This window comes from Phaeovulum molybdatiresistens, from assembly GCF_023544865.1.
Classification (GTDB): Bacteria; Pseudomonadota; Alphaproteobacteria; order Rhodobacterales; family Rhodobacteraceae; genus Pontitalea.
Genome location: NZ_JAMJFX010000013.1, coordinates 36,539 through 55,492 on the forward strand (window position 1 = coordinate 36,539; position 18,954 = coordinate 55,492).

Genomic DNA, 18,954 nt, shown 5'->3' on the forward strand with positions numbered 1-18,954 from the left:
GGGTCAAGCGCGCTTGCGGTAACGGCCCGGTCGGCGGGCTTTGGCCGAAGGGCCGGCAAGGTTCCGCGCGTAGGCAAACGGCCCCCTCGCCCCGCCGGGCCGGGCGGTCCATGCTGCGCCAAAAGATGGCAGGATGGGCAGGGCATGGGACGCAGGGTTCTTATCACCGGGATGAGCGGCACATTTGGCACGGCGGCGGCGCGCGCCTTTCGCGCGGCGGGCTGGGATGTGGCGCGCTATCACCGCGGCACCGACATGGCGCTGGCGGCGCGCGGGGTGCAGTGGATCATCAACGCAATGAACCCGCCCGATTACCACGCCTGGGACAGGTTCATCCCCGAGATCACAGAACAGGTTCTGGCCGCAGCCCGGGCCAATGGCGCACGGGTTCTGGTGCCGGGCAACGTCTATGTCTTTGGCCGCCAGCCCGGCCCCTGGGGCGCGCAAACCCCACACGACCCCTGTTCCCGCAAGGGCCGCGTGCGCGCCGACATGGAGGCACGCTATCGCCGCGCCGTGGCCGAGGAAGGCGCGCGCGTCCTGATCCTGCGGGCGGGCGATTTCATTCAGGCCGATGCACCTGCGACAATCCTGAACCGTGTAATGCTGAAACATGTCGCCAAGGGGCGCATCACCGCGATGGGCCGCCCGGCGGCGCGACGCGTCTATGCCGATCTGGGCGATCTGACCCGCACCGCCGTTGCGCTGGCCGAAACCGGCGACGGGCTGCCGGATTTCCTGGATCTTGGCTATCCCGGCACCGTCTTTTCCACCGAAGAGCTGGTCGCCGAAGCGGGCCAGCAACTGAACCGCGCGATGACCGTCGGAAAATTTCCGTGGTGGGCGCTGTCACTGACCTCGCCGGTCTGGGAACTGGGCCGCGAGCTGCGCGAAATGCGTTATCTGTATGACATCGACCATGACATCGACGGGTCCGACTTTCGCACCCTGTTCCCGGACACGCCGTTGAAGCCGCTGGAGCGGGTGGTAAAGGAACATCTGTTCATGCGCGGGCTCAGGGTAGGGTGACGTCAACCCAGACAAGCCGATGGCGCGAGGCTTTGGCCACCGCCCCGGCCAGGAGGCCCTCTGTTGACCATAACACGCCCGCGCCCGTGACCTGCAATTCCGCGGCGGGCAGGACATAATCCACCCGTCGCGGGCCGGTGTCGGGCCAGTCCACCGTGGGCAGACCGGCCAGGGGGTCCTGCACCGCTGGATGCGCCAAAAGCGCGCGCAGGGCCTCGTGCCGGCCCTCGCCCTTTTCCGGGTCAAGGTTGGCATCGCCCAGAATGACAAAGGGCGCGTCGGCAGGCACCTGCGGCAACCGCCCTTCCAGATAGCGCAGCCAAAGCGCGGTTTCGTCATGGTTGCGGCGCCCGTTGCGATCCTCGGGGCCGTCAAAGACAGGCGGCGTCGCGTGATAGGCCCACAGATGCAGCGCGCCGCCGCCCGGCAGCGCCAGCGGCAGATCCCAATGCGCGGTGGACGACAGCCGCTGCACCGCGCGCGCAGGCGGCGCAAGCCCGGCGCCGTCGATCAGCGCATCGGGCAGATCGTCCCACAACAGCGCGGAAAAATCGCGCAACCGATCATCCAGGATCGGCAGACGCGACAGGACGGCCATGCCGCCTTCACCCGTAAACCGGCCATAGCCCTGGGCATCGCGCGCCTCGCCCAGCCTGCCGTTTCCATCCAGGTCAAGGCCGGTCGACATGCCGGTATTCGGGCGCGCGGTGAACAGATGCGAATACCCTGCCCCGCGTTCGGAAAGCCGCGCCGCCAGCGCCTGCAGCGCCAGCGCGTCATGATCCCAATCCATCCCGGTCAACACGATCACATCCGCCCCGGCGCTGGCGATGACCGTTACAACAGCCTCGACCTGGGCGTCCTTGCCGGACCGGATGTCACGCAGCAAAAGCCCCGGACCACGGCGGTTCAGATCGGCGTTGAATGTGGCGATGCGCAGCGTCTCGGCCAAGGCCGGACCGGCCAGCGCGGCCAAGGCCGCAGCGATCAGGCCGGCGCGAAGGATTCGTCCCGGCTTTCGGCGCGCTTCGCCTCGATCATGCTGGCGACCCGCCCCATGGCGATGCCCCGCATCAGCAGGCTTGCCGGAAGGAATGCCCATGCCGTCACCGTCCAGATCATCGTATGCGGCGAGGTCAGCGTGATCGGGGTCAACGTCATCGAGATCGCCTTTACAACCGCAGGTATAATGAACGGCAAGACAAAGCCAAGCGCCACGTTGAACCAGGCATCCCGTCGCAGACGTTCCACCACATCCCCGCCCGCCGCCGGGTCAAAGGTGGGCAGGTTCACCCAGACATTGAACCCCGTCCGGCATTGCGGCCAGCCCATGGTGCGCAGCAGAACCACGAAATAGCCCAGCGTCGTCAGGGAAATCAGATAGCTGACCCCGGCCGCGGTGCGGACGCGTTCCAGATGTGCGGCCCCGACATCGGCCGGCAGCATCAGCACCAGAACCCGCACCGGGCTGTAGGGAAAGTCGATGGACCGTGCCACCGCGGCGCCCAACACCTCCAGGAAGCGGGTCAGGGTGGTGGGCTGAAATTCGGCCATGACCACGACGGACAGCAGAAACACCGTCAGGAACAAGGATGCAAAGCGGATGCGGTTGAACGGCGGGGCATCACGAAATTCAACCAGGCCGGGATAGACCGAGCCATATTCGAACATCGTCAGAGCCGCGGCGCACAGCGCCAGCAGTGCGACCACCTGCGCCGCATCCGATGTGACCGATGGCAGCATCAGCGATGGCATGACCACCAGCAACACCACCAAACAGGCGCGCAAAAGCGCCCCGGAGAATCGAGAAACCACTGCCTCAGCCCCACTTTCGGTCGGGCCCGATACGCTGCCGGGCCCTTGTCCCATGAACACGCCGCCTGTTTCCGCGGCTTTATCACTCGTCTTTGTCACTTTGACCAATCCTGTCGATCACGCAACCAAGCATCACGTTAGCGTAAGTATTCGGGCGATTTCGCGGGAAAACTGGTGCGACTTTGCATCAATTCTGGTGCAAAAAAATGGCCGCCCGTTGGGGGCGGCCAAGATCTTGTGGACAGGGCCGCGCGGGCCCATAGGCTTAGACCCAGGGGCGGGCCTGCGCCATCTGCGCTTCATAGCTGTCGATCGCCGGAACCTTCTGCAGCGTCAGCCCGATATCATCCAACCCGTTCAGCAGGCAGTGTTTCTTGAAGGCATCCACCTCAAAGTGGAAGCTTTGCCCGTCGGACGACGTGACGGTCTGCGCCTCAAGGTCGACGGTCATGCGCGCGTTCGACCCCTTTTTCGCATCTTCCATCAGAACCGCCACCGCCTCTGCCGGCAGAACGATCGGCAGGATGCCGTTCTGGAAGCAGTTGTTGAAGAAAATGTCGGCAAAGCTGGTCGAGATGACCGCCTTGATCCCGAAATCCTTCATGGCCCAAGGGGCATGTTCGCGCGACGACCCGCAGCCAAAGTTGTCGCCCGCCACCAGAATCTCGGTCTGGCGATAGGCCGGCTGGTTCAGCACGAAATCGGGGTTTTCGCTGCCATCGGGGTTATAGCGCATCTCGTCGAACAGGTTCACGCCAAGGCCGGTGCGCTTGATCGTCTTGAGGAACTGTTTCGGGATGATCATATCGGTGTCGATATTGACCAGCGGCATCGGCGCCGCGATCCCGGTCAGCTTTTCGAATTTTTCCATCGTTCTGTCTCCTCAGACCGTTTCGGCCATGATGTCGCGCACATCGGTCAGATGGCCGGTGATCGCGGCGGCGGCCGCCATCACGGGGCTCATCAGATGGGTGCGGCCACCGCGGCCCATGCGGCCTTCGAAATTGCGGTTCGAGGTGGCCGCGCAGCGTTCACCCGGGGCCAGCTGGTCGGGGTTCATGCCCAGGCACATCGAGCAGCCCGCAAGACGCCATTCAAAGCCCGCGTCCTTGAAGATCTTGTCCAGACCCTCTTCCTCGGCCTGCAAACGCACCAGACCAGACCCCGGCACCACCATGCCGCGCACGCCCGGGGCCAGATGCTTGCCCTTCAGGATTTCGGCAGCGGCGCGCAGATCCTCGATCCGGCCGTTGGTGCAGGACCCGATGAAAACCGCGTCGATCTTGATATCGGTCAGCTTCATGCCCGGCTTCAGGCCCATGTAGTCCAGGCTGCGGCGCGCGGCATCAACCTTGCCGCCGGTGAAATCTTCCGCTGCGGGGACAGTGGCGGTGATCGGCAGCACGTCTTCGGGGCTGGTGCCCCAGGTCACGACGGGGGCGATGTCTTCGCCGCGGATCGTCACGACCTTGTCGAAATGCGCGCCTTCATCGGTGTAAAGTGTCTTCCACCAGGCCAGCGCGGCTTCCCACGCGGCACCCTTGGGGGCGTGCGGGCGGCCTTTGACATATTCAAAGGTCTTTTCATCCGGCGCGATCAGGCCGGCACGTGCACCGCCTTCGATCGCCATGTTGCACACGGTCATGCGGCCTTCCATCGACAGATCGCGGATCGCCTCGCCGCAATATTCGATGACATAGCCGGTGCCGCCAGCGGTGCCGGTCTGACCGATGATCGACAGGGTGATATCCTTGGCGGTGACGCCCGGGCGCAGTTTCCCGGTGATTTCCACCTTCATGTTCTTGGATTTTTTCTGGATCAGCGTCTGGGTGGCCAGAACGTGTTCCACTTCCGACGTGCCGATGCCATGCGCCAGCGCACCAAAGGCGCCATGCGTGGCGGTATGGCTGTCACCGCAAACGACGGTCATGCCCGGCAGGGTCCAGCCCTGTTCGGGGCCGACGATATGCACGATGCCCTGACGGATGTCGGTCACCGGATAATAGTTGATGCCGAAATCCTTGGCGTTCTTGTCCAGCGCCTCGACCTGGATGCGCGATTCCTCATTGTCGATATGGGTTTCGCGGCCCGCGGTGGTGGGGACGTTGTGGTCCGGCACGGCGATGGTCTTTTCCGGCGCGCGCACCTTGCGGCCCGACATGCGCAGCCCTTCAAAGGCCTGCGGGCTGGTCACTTCGTGGACCAAATGGCGGTCGATATACAGCAGGCAGGTGCCGTCGGGCTGGGTATCCACGACATGGGCATCCCAGATCTTGTCATAGAGGGTCTTCGGAGCGGACATGGCTCTCACTTTCTGAAGGATGGCTGATGATCGGTTAACGCGTAACTGGACGCGCCAAGGCACGCCCCGGCGTCAAAGTCGCGCGAGGATGGACCGGCTTTCGCCGTAAAAGCGCCAAGGCAGACGGGCGCGATCGTCCATGTCAAAAAAACGGATCATGCCCGCTAAATAAGCCAGCGGATCGAGTCTGGCAATCGAAACTGTGCTGAAACGGAAAACGGCCCTTGCCGCGCGCCAAACCGGGGGATAAGGCGGGCGGCTGAAAACCACGACAGCAGCATCGTGCCAACGTTGAGATTTCGCGCGCCCGGTGTTAGGCTTGTCATATTCCCGGCGCCGGGGTTCGGTATCGGCGCGCAACCCAGGAGGACTATGTCCTGTCTCAGACACCATCGGCGGCCAGCACCCCGGCCGCAAAGGCGGCGCCCATGACGGCCGACGTCAGCGCGCAAGGATCCGACGTGACAAGCGAACAGCTGCTTGCCCGGATCATCGAGTCCCTCGAAGATGACAAGGCGGAAGACATCGTCTCGATCGATCTTCGGGGCCGGTCGTCCATGGCCGATTACATGGTGATCTGCTCGGGGCGGTCATCGCGTCAGGTGGGTGCCATCGCCGAAAAGCTGATGGATCGGCTGAAGCAGGACTTTGGCCGCATCTGCAAGATCGAGGGCAAGGATCAGGGCGACTGGGTTCTGATCGATACCAATGACGTGATCGTCCATGTGTTCCGCCCCGAAGTGCGCGAATTCTATCAGCTGGAAAAGATGTGGATGCCCGCGGGGGCGACCCAGGTCTGATGCGGGTGACGATCGCGGCGGTGGGCCGGCTGCGCGCGGGGCCGGAACTGACGCTGGTGAACGACTATCTTGACCGTTTCGGCAAGGCGGGGCGGGCCTTTGGCCTTGGCCCTGCCGTTGTTGTCGAGGTCGAGGACAAGAAGAACCTTGGGCCAGAGGCCGAAGCCGCGGCTCTGGCCCGCGCGATTCCGCCGGGCGCGGTTCTGGTGACGCTGGATGAGCGCGGGGCGATGCTGTCCTCGCCGGAATTCGCCGAAAGGATCGGCGGCTGGCGCGATGCGGGGCGCAACCTTTGCCTGGTGATCGGCGGCGCCGACGGGATCGCCCCGGCATTGCGCGCCAGAGCCGATTTCTCGATCAGCTTCGGCAAGATGGTCTGGCCCCACATGCTGGTGCGGGTGATGCTGGCCGAACAGCTTTACCGGGCAGGCCAGATCCTGGCCGGCACACCCTATCATCGGGTGTAGGGGGCGCTGCCCCCGTCGCCTTGCGGCGAATCCCCCGGGATATTTGTGCAAAGCCGAAGGGGGCCTTGTTGCCGTTGGGTGGGCGCCACCGTATGTAGGACCAAATAAGTCCAGGAGGCGCCGATGACCCGTCCGAAACCCGTTGTGCTGTGCATCCTTGACGGCTGGGGCGAGCGCGCCGAGACGCGGGGCAATGCCCCCGCACTGGCCCATACGCCCAATATCGACCGGATCATGGCGACCTGCCCGAAGTCTACGCTGATCACGCATGGCCCGGACGTCGGCCTGCCCAGCGGACAGATGGGCAATTCCGAGGTTGGCCATACCAATATCGGTGCGGGCCGCGTGGTAGCGATGGACCTTGGCGCGATCGACCTGGCGATCGAGGACGGGTCGTTCTTTGAAAACGCCGCACTGCTGGCATTTGCGGGCAAGCTGAAAGCCTCGGGCGGGGTGGCGCATCTGATGGGTGTGGTGTCGGATGGCGGTGTGCATGGCCATATCGTGCATGTGCTGGCGGCCTGTCATGCGCTGCTGCGCCAAGGCGTGCCGGTGGTGCTGCATGCGATCACCGACGGACGCGATGTGGCGCCCGACAGCGCCGGCGGGTTCATCGAGCGGCTGGTGCGCGATCTGCCCGAAGGGGCGCGGGTCGGCACGGTGATCGGCCGCTATTGGGCAATGGACCGCGACAATCGGTGGGACCGCGTGTCGCGCGCCTATCAGGCGATGGTGAATGCCGCGGGCGAACGCGCCGCAACCCCGGCCGAGGCGGTTGCGCAAAGCTATGCCAAGGCCGAGATGGATGAATTCATCGCCCCCACCGTGATCGGGGATTATGCTGGGGCCAAGGATGGCGACGGCTTCTTTTGCCTGAATTTCCGGGCCGACCGGGCGCGCGAAATCCTGGCGGCGCTGGCGGCGCCCGGCTTTGACGGGTTTGACACCGGCAAGCGCCCGGACTGGGCCGCGCTTTTGGGGATGGTTGAATATTCCGCCGCGCACAGCGCCTTCATGGCCACCGCTTTTCCCAAGCGCGAAATCGTCAACACGCTGGGTGAATGGGTGGCCAAGCAGGGCAAGACCCAGTTCCGGCTGGCCGAGACCGAGAAATACCCCCATGTCACCTTTTTCCTGAACGGCGGCAAGGAAACGCCCGAGATGGGCGAAGACCGCTTCATGCCAAAATCGCCCAAGGTGGCGACCTATGACCTGCAGCCGGAAATGTCCGCGCCCGAGGTCACCGACCGGTTCGTCGAGGCGATCCGCCACGGCTATGACCTGATCGTGGTGAACTATGCCAACCCCGACATGGTGGGCCACACCGGCAGCCTGCCCGCCGCCATCGCCGCCTGCGAAGAGATCGACCGCGATCTGGGCCGAGTGCTGGAGGCGTTGCAGGCGGCGGGGGGCGCGATGATCCTGACCGCCGACCACGGCAATTGCGAAACGATGATCGACCCCGAAACCGGCGGGCCGCATACCGCGCATACGACGAACCCGGTGCCGGTCGCGCTGATCGGCGGGCCTGCAGGGGTGCGGCTGCGGCATGGGCGGCTGGCCGATCTGGCGCCGACGCTGCTGGACCTGATGGACCTGCCGGTGCCGCCCGAAATGACCGGCAAGACCCTGATCGAGCGGTAAGGATGCGCGCAGCCCTTCTGGCCCTTGTATTTCTTGCCGCGGGCGCGGCGCTGGCCGAAAACCCCGCGACCGACGGTGCCTTGCGTGCCGCCGAAGGGTTGCGTGCAGCGATCGGGCAGCTGGATGCCGCGCAAAGCCGGCGGGATCGGGTGGATGCGCTGACCGAGACGATCCGCGCCTATGAAGAAGGTCTGGCCGCGATGCGCGATGGTCTGCGCCGCGCCGCCATCCGCGAGAATGAGATCCGGACCGAATTCGAGGCCCGGCGCGATCATGTCGGGCGTCTGCTGGGTGTGATGTCGACCATGGAGCAATCGGAAGGCCCGCTTCTGATGCTGCATCCGTCCGGGGCCGAGGGGTCCGCGCGGTCGGGAATGATCCTGTCATCGGTCACGCCCGCGCTGCAGGCCGAGGCCGAGACGATGCGCCTGGCACTGGAAGAAATCTCGACCCTGCGGGCGTTGCAGCAAAGCGCCGCGGATGTGCTGGAGGAGGGGCTGGCCTCGGTCCAGTCGGCGCGCACCGCGCTAAGCCAGGCGATGGCCGACCGGACCGACCTTCCGCGCCGCTATCTGGAAGACCCGGCCGAGCTGCGCCAACTGGTCGAAAGCGCCGATACGCTTGAAGGGTTCGCCTCGGGTCTGGCGGGGCTGGACAGTGACATTGGCGCGCCGCTGGAGGATTTCACCGCGGCAAGGGGCACGCTGCGCCTGCCGGTCATGGGCACGGTGCTGCGCCGCTTCAACGAGGCGGACGCGGCGGGCATCCGCCGGCCCGGAATGATTTTGGCAACCGCACCCGCCGCGCTGGTCACCACGCCCTGGCCCGCAACGATCCGCTATCGCGGCCCGCTGCTGGACTACGGAAATGTGATGATCATTGAGCCCGCAGAGGGCTATCTTCTGATCCTGGCGGGGCTTGGAACCGTTTATGGTGAAACGGCCGACGTCCTGCCGGCAGGGGCGCCGCTGGGCCTTATGGGCGGGACAGAGCTGTCGGCGCAGGAATTCGGGGCCCTTTTTGTGGCCGCCGCCACACAAGGCGGTGGCGCGGGGCGGTCGGAAACGCTTTATATTGAACTTCGGGTCGACGGAGAGCCCGTGGACCCGGCCGGGTGGTTCAGCGAAACAAGGGAAGACCAGGGTTAGACGATGAAAAAATTCCTCATGGCCGCGTTGGGCGGAACCGTCGCCGGGGCGCTGATGACCACACAGGTGGCGGCCCCGCTGCTGGCGCAGGAAGCGACCAAGCCGTCCTCGGTTTATGAACAGCTGGACCTTTTCGGCGACATCTTTGAACGCGTCCGCGCCGATTATGTCGAAGAGGTGGATGCGGCCGAGCTGATTGAGGCGGCGATCAACGGGATGCTGTCCTCGCTTGACCCGCATTCCGGCTATCTGCCGCCCGAAGATTACGATGACATGCGCGTCCAGACCCGCGGATCGTTCGGCGGTCTGGGGATTGAGGTCACCCAGGAAGAAGGTTTCGTCAAGGTCGTGGCGCCCATGGATGAAACGCCAGCGGCGGCGGCGGGCATCCAGGCGGGCGATTTCATCACCCATGTCGATGGCGAATCCGTTCTGGGCCTGACGCTGGATCAGGCGGTGGACCGGATGCGCGGTCCGGTCGGGTCGGAAATCATCATCACCGTGGTCCGCGAAGGCGTGGCAGAGCCCTTTGACGTGTCGATCATCCGCGACACGATCAAGCTGACCGCCGTGCGCGGCCGGACCGAGGGTGAAACCGTTGTGCTGCGCATCACCACCTTCAACGACCAGACCTTTGCCAACCTTCAGGAAAGCCTGAAGAAAGCCGTGGATGAGGTCGGCGGCATGGACAAGGTCAATGGCTTTGTTCTGGACATGCGCAACAACCCCGGCGGCCTGCTTAACCAGGCGATCGAGGTGTCCGACGCCTTCCTTGACGCGGGCGAAATCGTTTCAACCCGCGGCCGGCACCCCGAGGAAAGCGAACGTTTCAACGCAACACCCGGGGACCTGGCCGAAGGCAAGCCGATCGTGGTGCTGATCAACGGCGGCTCGGCCTCGGCTTCGGAAATCGTCACCGGGGCGCTGCAGGATCACCGCCGCGCCATTGTCGTGGGCACGAAAAGCTTCGGCAAGGGATCGGTTCAGACGGTGATGCCGATCCGGGGCGAGGCGGCAATGCGCCTGACCACCGCGCGGTATTACACGCCTTCGGGGCGGTCGATCCAGGCGATGGGGATCGCCCCCGACATCATCGTGCAACAGCCGGTTCGCCCGCCCGTCACAGGCGAGGAGGAAACCGATGAGGCGAACGGGGCGCATGACCGGTCCGAGGCGGATCTGCGCGGGTCACTGTCCAACGACTCCATGACCGAGGATGAAAAGCGTCTGGCCGATGAGGAGCTTGCGCGCGCCGAGGCCGCGGCAAAGCTGCGCGAACAGGATTATCAGTTGGCCTATGCACTGGATATCCTGCGCGGATTCAGCGCACTTGCCCCCGCCTACAGCCAGGGCAAGTAACCAACCTGAACGCCAAGGGGGCCGCAGGGCCCCCTTTTTTACAGCCATGAGAACGTGATGACCAAGACCGACCCGACCTTGCTACCCTATCGTCCCTGTGTCGGCGTGGTTCTGATGAACCGCGTGGGACTGATCTTTGCCGGTCAGCGCATCGACAGCCCGACACCCGCCTGGCAGATGCCCCAGGGCGGTATTGATGATGGTGAAAAGCCCCGCGCGGCGGCGCTGCGCGAATTGTGGGAAGAAACCGGCGTCACCGACGACCTGGTGGAATTCGTCGCCAAGACGCCGGAATGGGTCACCTATGACCTTCCGCCCGACCTTCTGGGCAAGGTCTGGGGCGGGAAATACCGTGGCCAACGGCAGAAATGGTTTCTGTTCCGCTTCCTTGGCCGCGACGACCAGATCCGCATCGACACCGACCACCCGGAATTTTCCACATGGCGCTGGATCGACGCCGACGACATGGTCGCCTCAATCGTGCCGTTCAAGCGATCGGTTTATGAACAGGTGGTCGGCGCCTTTCGTGACCACCTGGCCTGACCGGGCAGGGGTTCAGAAATCCAGACCAAGGTCCAGCGTGCGCGCCGAATGGGTCAGCGCCCCGCTGGAGATGTAATCGACCCCGGTCGCGGCAACCTCGGCGATGCGGTCCAGGCGCATGTTGCCCGACGCCTCGAGCACCAAGCGACCGGCGTTGATGGCGACGGCGGCGCGCAGGGTGGGGGTGTCCATGTTATCCAGCAAGATGACATCGGCCCCGCCGACGCCAAGCGCCTCTTCCAACTGGCGCAGGCTGTCCACCTCCAGCTCAACCCGCATCATGTGGCTGCGGGCGGCACGGGCAGCCTGCAGAACCTGACGCACCCCGCCGGCAGCAGCGATGTGATTGTCCTTGATCAGGATCGCATCCGACAGGCCAAAGCGATGGTTCGACCCGCCGCCATGCTGCACCGCCAGCTTTTCCACCATGCGCAGGCCCGGCGTCGTCTTGCGGGTGCAGGTGATGCGGGCCTTGGTGCCCTTGGTCTGCGCCACGAACGCGGCGGTCAGGGTGGCAATGCCGCTAAGCCGCCCCGCGAAATTCAACGCGACCCGTTCCGCCATCAGGATCGAGCTGGCCGCGCCCTCAATCTCCATCAGGGTCGCGCCGGGGGTGCAGGGCTGGCCGTCGGCAACCAGCACGCGGATTTGCAGCACCGGATCGATCAGCCGGAACGCAAGCGCCGCGATCTGCATGCCCGACACCACGCCCGGTTCGCGTGCGTTCAGCCGCGCCTTGTAGCGCGCGCCCGCGGGAACCACCGCGCGGGTGGTGACATCGCCCATCGGCGACAGATCTTCGGTCAGCGCGGCGCGGACCAGCGGTTCCAGCAGGAAATCGGGCAGGGGGGCGGTCATGCGGTTTCCTCCAGGGCTTGGGCGCGGATTTGCAACGCCTCGGCAAGGGTCAGGCGCGAACGGTGCGCCTGCGCCGGATCGGCCTGCGGATAATCGGCGCGGAAATGCCCGCCCCGGCTTTCGCGGCGCAGATAGGCGGCGGCGGCGATCAGCGTAGCGGTAGCGGTCATATTGCGCAACGTTTCCGAGGTCGCGTTGAGCTCAATCTCGGCAATGACAGAAAGCGCCTGGCGCAGGCCCTGTGCGGTGCGCACGACCCCGACACCATCGGTCATCGCCTGACGCAACCGAGCCACGGCGACCTCATCTACCGCCGCGCCGCCTTGCGGAAAATCCAGCACAACCGGCGGCGCATCGACCGGGGCGGGAAGCATCGCGGCAATGTCCAGCGCGCAGCGGCGGGCGTAAACCAGCGCCTCCAGCAAGCCGTTGGACGCAAGCCGGTTCGCCCCGTGCAGCCCCGTGGATGAGGCCTCGCCACAGACCCAAAGATTGCCAAGGCTGGCATGGCCCTGCGGGTCTGTCGCAACGCCGCCCATGTGGTAATGCGCGGCTGCGGCGACGGGAATGGGCTGCGAAACAGGGTCTATTCCGGCCCTTTTGCAGGCTTCGGCAACCGCGGGAAAGCGGGTCAGAACCTCGGCGCCCAGCACGGAACGTGTGTCAAGCGCGGGGCGCCGCCCGGCCTGTGTTTCGCTATAGACCGCGCGGGCAACGATATCGCGCGGGGCAAGTTCGGCATCGGGGTGGACCGTCAGCATGAAGCGTTCACCCGCGCTGTTGATAAGCGTGGCCCCTTCGCCGCGCAACGCCTCGGTCGCCAGGGGGGCGGGATCTTCGCCCGAGGCGATCGCGGTGGGGTGGAACTGGACGAATTCCGCATCGGCAATGACGGCACCGGCACGGGCGGCCATGCCGATCACCTGGCCCCGGATGCGCGGCGGATTGGTGGTCACCGCGAACAAGCCGCCGGAACCGCCACCCGCCAGCAGCACCGCGGTGCCTTCGACCAGAATCCGTCCCGACGGGAACCCGGCACGTTCGACCCATACCCCGGCCACCTGGCCATCGCGCAGGTCCAGCCCCGAGGCGAGGACACCTTCGGCGACCTGCACGGACGGGGTTTCCCGAACCGCGGCGATCAGCGTCTGCATGATTTCATGCCCCGCCTGATCGCCCTTGACCCGGACCACGCGCGCGGTCGAATGGGCAGCCTCACGCGACATGACATAGCCGCCCTTGGCATCCCGGTCGAAGGGGGTGCCCAGATCGGTCAGGTCAAGGATGTGTTGGCGCGCCTCGGCGGTGACCATCTGCGCGATTGCCGCATCCACCGTGCCGGCACCGGCGCGCACGGTATCCTGGGCATGGGCCTCGGGCGTGTCGTTAGCGGCCATCGCGGCGGCAACACCCCCCTGCGCCCAGGCGGATGAGGCCCCGACACCCAGAATTTCCGGCGAGATAACCAGAACCGGATGGGGCGCCAGCTTCAGCGCGGCATAAAGCGCGCCCAGACCTGCGCCCACGATGATCACGCGATCAGTGCGGATCGTGGTCACTTGGACAGGTTCCGCGACAGGTCAATCATCCGCTGCACCGAAATGCGGGCTTTTTCCGAAATCGCGGGATCGACGACGACCTCTTCGGTCATCGTGTGCAGCGACCACAGGATTTTCTCCAGCGTGATCTTTTTCATGTAGGGGCACATGTTGCAGGGGCCGACGAATTCCACCTCGGGCAGGGCGTCGGCGATGTTCGAGGCCATCGAACATTCCGTCACCAGCATCGCCCGGCCCGGCTTTTCGCGGTGCACATAGTCGATGATGCCCGAGGTCGAGCCGGAAAAATCCGCCTCGGCCACCACATCGGGGGGGCATTCGGGGTGTGCAATGATGCGGGTGTCGGGCCAGTGGCTGCGAAAATCACGCAGGTCCTGGGGGGTGTATTGTTCATGCACGATGCAGGACCCGGCCCACCAGACGACCTTTTTCTGCGGCACCTGCTTGGCCACGTTCTGCGCCAGGTACTGGTCAGGCGTCATGATCACCAGATCGCTTTCCATTGCCGCCACGATCTGCGCGGCATTGGAGGAGGTGCAACAGATGTCAGACGCGGCCTTCACCTCGGCGGTGGTGTTGACGTAGGACACCACCGGCGCGCCGGGGTATTTGGCGCGCATTTCGGCGATGCCTTCGGCAGTGATCGATTCCGCCAGCGAACAGCCGGCCTCCATGTCCGGGATCAGAACCGTCTTTGCGGGGTTCAGGATCTTGGAAGTTTCGGCCATGAAGTGCACGCCGCACTGCACGATCACATCGGCTTCGACCTTGGTCGCCTCGATCGCAAGCTGCAGGCTGTCGCCCACCACATCGGCAACGCCGTGAAAGATTTCCGGCGTCATGTAGTTATGGGCCAGGATCACGGCATTGCGATCCCGTTTCAGGGCGTTGATCGCCCGGATATAGGGCGCGTAACGGGCGAAATCCGGGAACGGAACCACGCGATCCATGCGCGCATGGATGTCGCGCATCTCCTCGGCCAGCGTGACAGAGGGCGCGAGGTCATAGGCCTCGGCCAGGGTGGCGCGCATCGTGGCGAAGTCCAGCATGGGTAATCCTCCCCCCAAGACCGAAGACGGATGCCATTTAAGGATTGCGGGGGCCGAGTTCCACGGGAAAAGTGCACCTTGGGTCACTTTTCTGCCGGGCGGGCACGGTCAGGCACGAATTCCATAGCGGTTCATCTTGTCGTTCAACGTCCGCCGCGGCATCCCAAGCGCCTGCGCGGCGCGTTCGGTATTGCCGCGGCAGCGTTCCAGCGTGGCGCGGATTTCGCGCGCCTCAAACTGTGCCACCCGATCGGCCAGCGTTTCGGCGGGCGCGGCCGCGGCGGGCGGCACATCGGGCAGGTCCAGGCCCAGCGCAAAACGTTCGGCGGCTGCCTTCAGTTCGCGCACATTGCCGGGCCAGGGTCGGCGCAGCAGGGCCCCACGCAAGGCAAAGGGAAGGTCAGGCAAGGGGCGGCCATAGCGGCTTGCGGCAAGGCGGGCGAAATGCGCAAAGATCAGGGTGATATCATCCCCCAGTTCGCGCAGCGCGGGTGTGGCGATTTCGGCACCCGCCAGGCGGTAGAAAAGATCCGGGCGAAAACTGCCGTCCAGCGTCATCGCCCGCAGGTCGGCCTTGGACGTTGCCACGACCCGAAGCGCCAGCGGGCGCAGACGGTTTTCGCCCAGCCGTTCCACCTGACGTTCCTGCAGCGCGCGCAGCAACTTGGCCTGAAGCGGGGGCGGCAGGGCTTCGACCTCATCCAGAACCAGGGTGCCGCCGTGCGCCGACTCAAGCTTGCCCGGCTTTTCCGGCGCCCCGGGAAAGGCACCGGCGGCATGGCCGAACATTTCGGATTCAAACAGTGCTTCGGGCAGGGCGGCGCAGTTGATCGCGACATAGGGGCCCTGGGCACGGGGGCCCTGGCTGTGCAGGGCGCGCGCCACAAGTTCCTTGCCGGTGCCCGTTTCCCCGGTGACGACGACATCAACATCCAGCACGGCCAGCGCGGCAACACGGTCGCGCAGGGCGATGATCGCCGCAGAGTCACCCAGGATCGCGCCGCTTTCCCGAACCCGCACCGCATCCTGCAGGCGCGCGAGTTCTTCGCGCGTGGCGCGGGCGCGCAGGGTGCGATCCAGCACCATCAGCAGATGGGCCGCATCATAGGGCTTTTCCAGAAAATCCTCGGCGCCCATGCGGATCGCGCGCACCGCATGGGGCACATCACCATGCCCGGTCAGCATGATGACGGGCAGGTCGCCACCGCGGGCGCGAAGTGCCTCTAGCAGGGCGAACCCGTCCATGCCGGGCATCCGCAGATCGGTGATCAGCGCATCGGGGTGATCCGGGGCCGCCAGGGCCTGCGCGCCGGATGTGAACCCCTGCACCCGATGGCCGCCCGCCTCGATCAGATCGCACAGGGCGGCCAGGTGGTCGGCATCATCATCGACAACATGGACAAGCGCGTTCATTCGGCGGCCTCCTGGCCGGATTGTGCGCGCGGCAGGATTACCGTGACCGTGGTGCCGACGCCCAAGGTGGATTTAATCTCGATGCGGCCGCCGAATTCGGCAATGATTGCCTGAGAGATGGCAAGCCCAAGGCCAAGCCCCTCGCCGCTTTCCTTGGTGGAAAAGAACGGCTCGGCCACGCGTTTCAGGTGATCGGGCGCGATCCCGGCGCCGGTATCCTGCACGGTGATGCGGGCTTCGGGCCCGGTCGTCGTGATGCCGATGGATACCGCGCCATCGGCTCGGCCATCGACCGCGTCCAGCGCGTTCAGAAGCAGATTGACACAGACCTGTTCCAGCCGGACCGCCCCGGCCCGCACCAAAACAGGCTCTGTTCCGCCAGAAGACGTGGGGTAGACCCCAACCGCGCGGGCACGGGGCTGCACCAGTTCCAGCGCGTTTTCCACCGGGGCCGCAAGCGCAATGACGTCCAGGGTATTCGGCTCTTTCCGGCTGAAGGTCTTGAGATGCTTGGTCGTGCGCTGCATCCGGCGGATCAGCCCGCGCGCGGTTTCGATGCGCGTGGCGGTGCGCGCGGTATCGCCCTGCGGCAGGGACATTTCGGCGGCGGCAAGCGTCGCCTCCATCGCCGCAAGTGGCTGGCTGATTTCATGGACGATCGCGGCAGACATGCGGCCCAGCGCGGCCATTTTTTCGGAATGGACCAACACCTCTTGCGCCGATCGCAGACTGGCTTCGGTCTGGCGGCGGGCCTCAATCTCGCGGGCAAGGGCGCGGGTTCGTTCGGTCACCTTTTCCTCCAGCAGGTCCGATTGGCGCAGGCGCAGTGCGACCAACTGCCTGCGCTGACGCTGAATTTTCGCGACACCAGCAGCGATCAAAGCCAGAACAGCCACAGCCAGCGCCCAGGCCGCCGCAGCACCCTGCACCGGCGCGACCGGACCGGCCGCCAGCAGCTGCCAGCCTTCACCGGGAATATCGGCGGTGCGCACGCGCATCATGCGGCCCACCCCGTCCCGCAGCGCAAATGCATCCGCCGCACCGACCAGAAGCGGTGCGGCGCTGGCGGGATCGGTGCCATCATAGGTGCGCTGTTCGGCCAACCGCGCCTGCGCCTGCGACCCCAGCAGGCGCAGCGGGCGATAAAGCCAGGACGGGTCGCCCGACAGAAAGACCACGCCATCGGCATCCGCCAACGCGGTTGATGACCGCGCCGAGGCCCAGGTTTGTTGCAGCGGCATCAGGTCGATCTTGACCACCAGAACCCCGGGACCGCGCGCGCCACCCTCAATCAGTGTGGACAAAAAATATCCCGGCAAGCGTGTGGTCACGCCGATGGCATAGAAACCACCGCGGCCATTGGCCAAGGCATCGGTAAAATAGGGGCGGAAGCCGTAATCCTGGCCCACGAAACTATCCGCCTGATCCCAGTTCGAGGCCGCAAGGGTCCGGCCCTGCGCATCCATCAGATACAGATGCGTGGCCCCGGTGTGCCGCACCAGCGTTTCCAGATAGCGGTTTGCGGCATCAATCGCCGCGGGGCTTTCGGGCGCGCGGATCGCATCGCGGATACGCGCATCCTCGGCCGCGACGGCGGGCAGGGATCGGAACCGCTCAATCTCGCTTTCAACGGCGCGGGCGGTCAGGATCAACGACTGATCCAGCCGCAGGTCCAGCTGTGACATGCCAATTCGTTGCGCGGTCACAAAGGCCAGGACGGCAAGCACCGCCACCGCCAGAAACAGCCAAAGGATGCCGCGCCGCGCCATCATCCGCCCGGCCCAAGCAGACGCGCGACGATATGATCCGCGATCGGAATGGCCGAGGTGGCCGCGGGTGAGGGCGCGTTACAGACATGAAGGCTGTGGCGCCCGTCCATGAACAGGAAATCGTCGATCAGGCGGCCATCGCGGGCGACGGCCTGCGCGCGCACCCCGGCACGATATGGCGCAAGATCGCGCAATCCGATCCGGTCGCAATAACGCCGCACCTTGCGCAAATACAACGGGCGCGCGACCGAGGCGGCAAGTTCCCCCATCGCCGGTCCGAAATTGCGGGCCAACACCCGCCAAAACCCCGGCCAGGCAAGGCTTTGTGCCAGATCGGATGGCGAAACATCCATCTTTCCATAGCCTTCGCGCTTCATCGCCAGCACCGCATTCGGCCCAACTGTAAACCCGCCATCCATCTTGCGCGTCAGATGCACACCAAGGAAGGGGCGTTCCGGATCGGGCACCGGATAGATCAGCCGACGCACCAGATCCTTGGGCTGGTTCAGAATACGGAAATATTCACCACGAAACGGGATGATACGGAATTGCGGGTCGAGGCCAAAGGCACCGGCCATCCTGTCGGCATGCAGCCCCGCGCAGAAAACGGCCTTTCCTGCAGAAATAGAGCCTGTTTTTGTGCGGATCGTGACGCCCGTTTCCGCTTCAACTCCACCAAGGACACGGACACCCAGGCGGATTGTGCCGCCGCGTTCGGCAAACAGGCGCGCCATATGGGCCGCGACCGCGCCGAAATCGACGATGCCGGTATCTGGGGACCATAGCGCAGCCAGGCTGTGGATGTTCGGCTCCCACTTGCGGGCGGTGTCACCCGGGATTTGCTCGATGCGGATGCCATTGGCGCTGGCGCGTTGAAACAGCGCCTGCATGCGTGGCAGTTCCGCGGGGTCGGTTGCGACGATCAGCTTGCCGCAGGTTTCATGCGCAATGCCGTGTTCGTCGCAAAAGACGCGCGTGGCCGCGGCGCCATCGCGGCAGAACCGCGCCTTCAGGCTGCCGGGGGCATAGTAGACACCGGCATGGATCACGCCCGAATTGCGCCCGGTCTGATGCTGGGCGACCGCCCCCTCTTTTTCCAGCAAAAGGATGCGCGCGCGCGGGTGCAGCGCCTGAAGGCGCAAGGCCGTGGCAAGCCCCACGATGCCGCCGCCGACCACCACGAAATCCGCCGTTTCCAT

General features: G+C 65.2%; 18 protein-coding genes. 7 read left to right on the forward strand and 11 right to left on the reverse strand.

The features are described 5' to 3' along the window. Window positions 1-171: 171 nt before the first annotated feature. On the forward strand, window positions 172-1,029 hold the full coding sequence (locus tag MXB90_RS10420) for a Rossmann-fold NAD(P)-binding domain-containing protein (RefSeq protein WP_250044363.1): 858 nt from the start codon (window positions 172-174) through the stop codon (window positions 1,027-1,029). On the opposite strand, the gene MXB90_RS10425 is transcribed toward MXB90_RS10420, so the two are convergent. From MXB90_RS10425 to MXB90_RS10445, 5 genes are all read right to left on the reverse strand, one after another. Continuing rightward, entirely contained in the window at window positions 1,016-2,005 is a 990-nt protein-coding gene (locus MXB90_RS10425) for an endonuclease/exonuclease/phosphatase family protein (protein WP_250044364.1), read from the reverse strand. The genes MXB90_RS10420 and MXB90_RS10425 overlap by 14 nt on opposite strands. Window positions 2,006-2,016: 11 nt before the next feature. Further along, a complete protein-coding gene (locus tag MXB90_RS10430) occupies window positions 2,017-2,817 on the reverse strand; it encodes a hypothetical protein (RefSeq protein WP_349665903.1) in 801 nt (266 codons plus the stop codon). 292 nt (window positions 2,818-3,109) lie between these two features. Next, window positions 3,110-3,715, reverse strand: coding sequence for a 3-isopropylmalate dehydratase small subunit (gene leuD / locus MXB90_RS10435; RefSeq protein ID WP_250044367.1), 606 nt, complete (start codon window positions 3,713-3,715; stop codon window positions 3,110-3,112). 12 nt (window positions 3,716-3,727) lie between these two features. Beyond that, the gene (gene leuC, locus MXB90_RS10440; protein ID WP_250044369.1) at window positions 3,728-5,146 is read right to left on the reverse strand and encodes a 3-isopropylmalate dehydratase large subunit; all 1,419 of its coding nucleotides are present in this window, start codon (window positions 5,144-5,146) and stop codon (window positions 3,728-3,730) included. 72 nt (window positions 5,147-5,218) lie between these two features. Then, a complete protein-coding gene (locus MXB90_RS10445) occupies window positions 5,219-5,506 on the reverse strand; it encodes a hypothetical protein (RefSeq protein ID WP_250044370.1) in 288 nt (95 codons plus the stop codon). 68 nt (window positions 5,507-5,574) lie between these two features. On the opposite strand from MXB90_RS10445, the gene rsfS reads away from it, so the two are divergent. The 6 genes from rsfS to MXB90_RS10475 all read left to right on the forward strand — a co-directional run bounded on the left by rsfS (window position 5,575) and on the right by MXB90_RS10475 (window position 11,107). Continuing rightward, window positions 5,575-5,946 carry a ribosome silencing factor gene (rsfS, locus tag MXB90_RS10450; protein WP_250044371.1) on the forward strand — a complete coding sequence of 124 codons (372 nt, stop codon included), beginning with the start codon at window positions 5,575-5,577 and terminating at the stop codon, window positions 5,944-5,946. Next, complete coding sequence (gene rlmH / locus MXB90_RS10455; RefSeq protein WP_250044372.1) at window positions 5,946-6,413, forward strand: 23S rRNA (pseudouridine(1915)-N(3))-methyltransferase RlmH; 468 nt, start codon at window positions 5,946-5,948, stop codon at window positions 6,411-6,413. Before rsfS ends, rlmH begins: the two co-directional genes overlap by 1 nt. Window positions 6,414-6,536: 123 nt before the next feature. Next, window positions 6,537-8,057: a 2,3-bisphosphoglycerate-independent phosphoglycerate mutase gene (gene gpmI, locus MXB90_RS10460; protein WP_250044373.1), complete on the forward strand. Its 1,521-nt coding sequence runs from the start codon at window positions 6,537-6,539 to the stop codon at window positions 8,055-8,057. 2 nt (window positions 8,058-8,059) lie between these two features. Next, window positions 8,060-9,205 (forward strand): murein hydrolase activator EnvC family protein, encoded by a 1,146-nt coding sequence (locus tag MXB90_RS10465; protein WP_250044374.1) that lies wholly within the window; start codon window positions 8,060-8,062, stop codon window positions 9,203-9,205. Window positions 9,206-9,208: 3 nt separating this feature from the next. Beyond that, the gene (locus MXB90_RS10470; RefSeq protein WP_250044375.1) at window positions 9,209-10,564 is read left to right on the forward strand and encodes a S41 family peptidase; all 1,356 of its coding nucleotides are present in this window, start codon (window positions 9,209-9,211) and stop codon (window positions 10,562-10,564) included. A 57-nt stretch (window positions 10,565-10,621) separates the two neighbouring features. Continuing rightward, window positions 10,622-11,107: an RNA pyrophosphohydrolase gene (locus MXB90_RS10475; protein ID WP_250044378.1), complete on the forward strand. Its 486-nt coding sequence runs from the start codon at window positions 10,622-10,624 to the stop codon at window positions 11,105-11,107. Between the two features lie 12 nt (window positions 11,108-11,119). Here the strand turns inward: MXB90_RS10475 and nadC are convergent, their stop codons facing one another. From nadC to lhgO, 6 genes are all read right to left on the reverse strand, one after another. Next, on the reverse strand, window positions 11,120-11,965 hold the full coding sequence (gene nadC / locus MXB90_RS10480; protein WP_250044379.1) for a carboxylating nicotinate-nucleotide diphosphorylase: 846 nt from the start codon (window positions 11,963-11,965) through the stop codon (window positions 11,120-11,122). Then, entirely contained in the window at window positions 11,962-13,524 is a 1,563-nt protein-coding gene (locus tag MXB90_RS10485; protein WP_250044381.1) for an L-aspartate oxidase, read from the reverse strand. Before MXB90_RS10485 ends, nadC begins: the two co-directional genes overlap by 4 nt. After that, on the reverse strand, window positions 13,521-14,573 hold the full coding sequence (nadA, locus tag MXB90_RS10490; protein WP_250044383.1) for a quinolinate synthase NadA: 1,053 nt from the start codon (window positions 14,571-14,573) through the stop codon (window positions 13,521-13,523). The genes MXB90_RS10485 and nadA overlap by 4 nt, the downstream gene beginning before the upstream one ends. 108 nt (window positions 14,574-14,681) lie before the next feature. Continuing rightward, window positions 14,682-15,986, reverse strand: a complete 1,305-nt coding sequence (locus MXB90_RS10495) for a sigma-54-dependent transcriptional regulator (RefSeq protein WP_250044385.1) — start codon at window positions 15,984-15,986, stop codon at window positions 14,682-14,684. Next, window positions 15,983-17,758: a sensor histidine kinase gene (locus tag MXB90_RS10500; protein WP_250044388.1), complete on the reverse strand. Its 1,776-nt coding sequence runs from the start codon at window positions 17,756-17,758 to the stop codon at window positions 15,983-15,985. Before MXB90_RS10500 ends, MXB90_RS10495 begins: the two co-directional genes overlap by 4 nt. Then, window positions 17,755-18,954 (reverse strand): L-2-hydroxyglutarate oxidase, encoded by a 1,200-nt coding sequence (gene lhgO, locus MXB90_RS10505; protein WP_250044395.1) that lies wholly within the window; start codon window positions 18,952-18,954, stop codon window positions 17,755-17,757. The genes MXB90_RS10500 and lhgO overlap by 4 nt, the downstream gene beginning before the upstream one ends.

Coding starts and splice junctions, on each gene's coding strand:
- nadA (WP_250044383.1), bottom strand. CDS start 14,573: ATGCTGGACTTCGCCACGATGCGCGCCACCCTGGCCGAGGCCTATGAC.
- lhgO (WP_250044395.1), bottom strand. CDS start 18,954: ATGGAAACGGCGGATTTCGTGGTGGTCGGCGGCGGCATCGTGGGGCTT.
- MXB90_RS10495 (WP_250044385.1), bottom strand. CDS start 15,986: ATGAACGCGCTTGTCCATGTTGTCGATGATGATGCCGACCACCTGGCC.
- MXB90_RS10500 (WP_250044388.1), bottom strand. CDS start 17,758: ATGATGGCGCGGCGCGGCATCCTTTGGCTGTTTCTGGCGGTGGCGGTG.
- rsfS (WP_250044371.1), top strand. CDS start 5,575: ATGACGGCCGACGTCAGCGCGCAAGGATCCGACGTGACAAGCGAACAG.
- leuD (WP_250044367.1), bottom strand. CDS start 3,715: ATGGAAAAATTCGAAAAGCTGACCGGGATCGCGGCGCCGATGCCGCTG.
- nadC (WP_250044379.1), bottom strand. CDS start 11,965: ATGACCGCCCCCCTGCCCGATTTCCTGCTGGAACCGCTGGTCCGCGCC.
- MXB90_RS10475 (WP_250044378.1), top strand. CDS start 10,622: ATGACCAAGACCGACCCGACCTTGCTACCCTATCGTCCCTGTGTCGGC.
- MXB90_RS10465 (WP_250044374.1), top strand. CDS start 8,060: ATGCGCGCAGCCCTTCTGGCCCTTGTATTTCTTGCCGCGGGCGCGGCG.
- MXB90_RS10470 (WP_250044375.1), top strand. CDS start 9,209: ATGAAAAAATTCCTCATGGCCGCGTTGGGCGGAACCGTCGCCGGGGCG.
- rlmH (WP_250044372.1), top strand. CDS start 5,946: ATGCGGGTGACGATCGCGGCGGTGGGCCGGCTGCGCGCGGGGCCGGAA.
- MXB90_RS10420 (WP_250044363.1), top strand. CDS start 172: ATGAGCGGCACATTTGGCACGGCGGCGGCGCGCGCCTTTCGCGCGGCG.
- leuC (WP_250044369.1), bottom strand. CDS start 5,146: ATGTCCGCTCCGAAGACCCTCTATGACAAGATCTGGGATGCCCATGTC.
- gpmI (WP_250044373.1), top strand. CDS start 6,537: ATGACCCGTCCGAAACCCGTTGTGCTGTGCATCCTTGACGGCTGGGGC.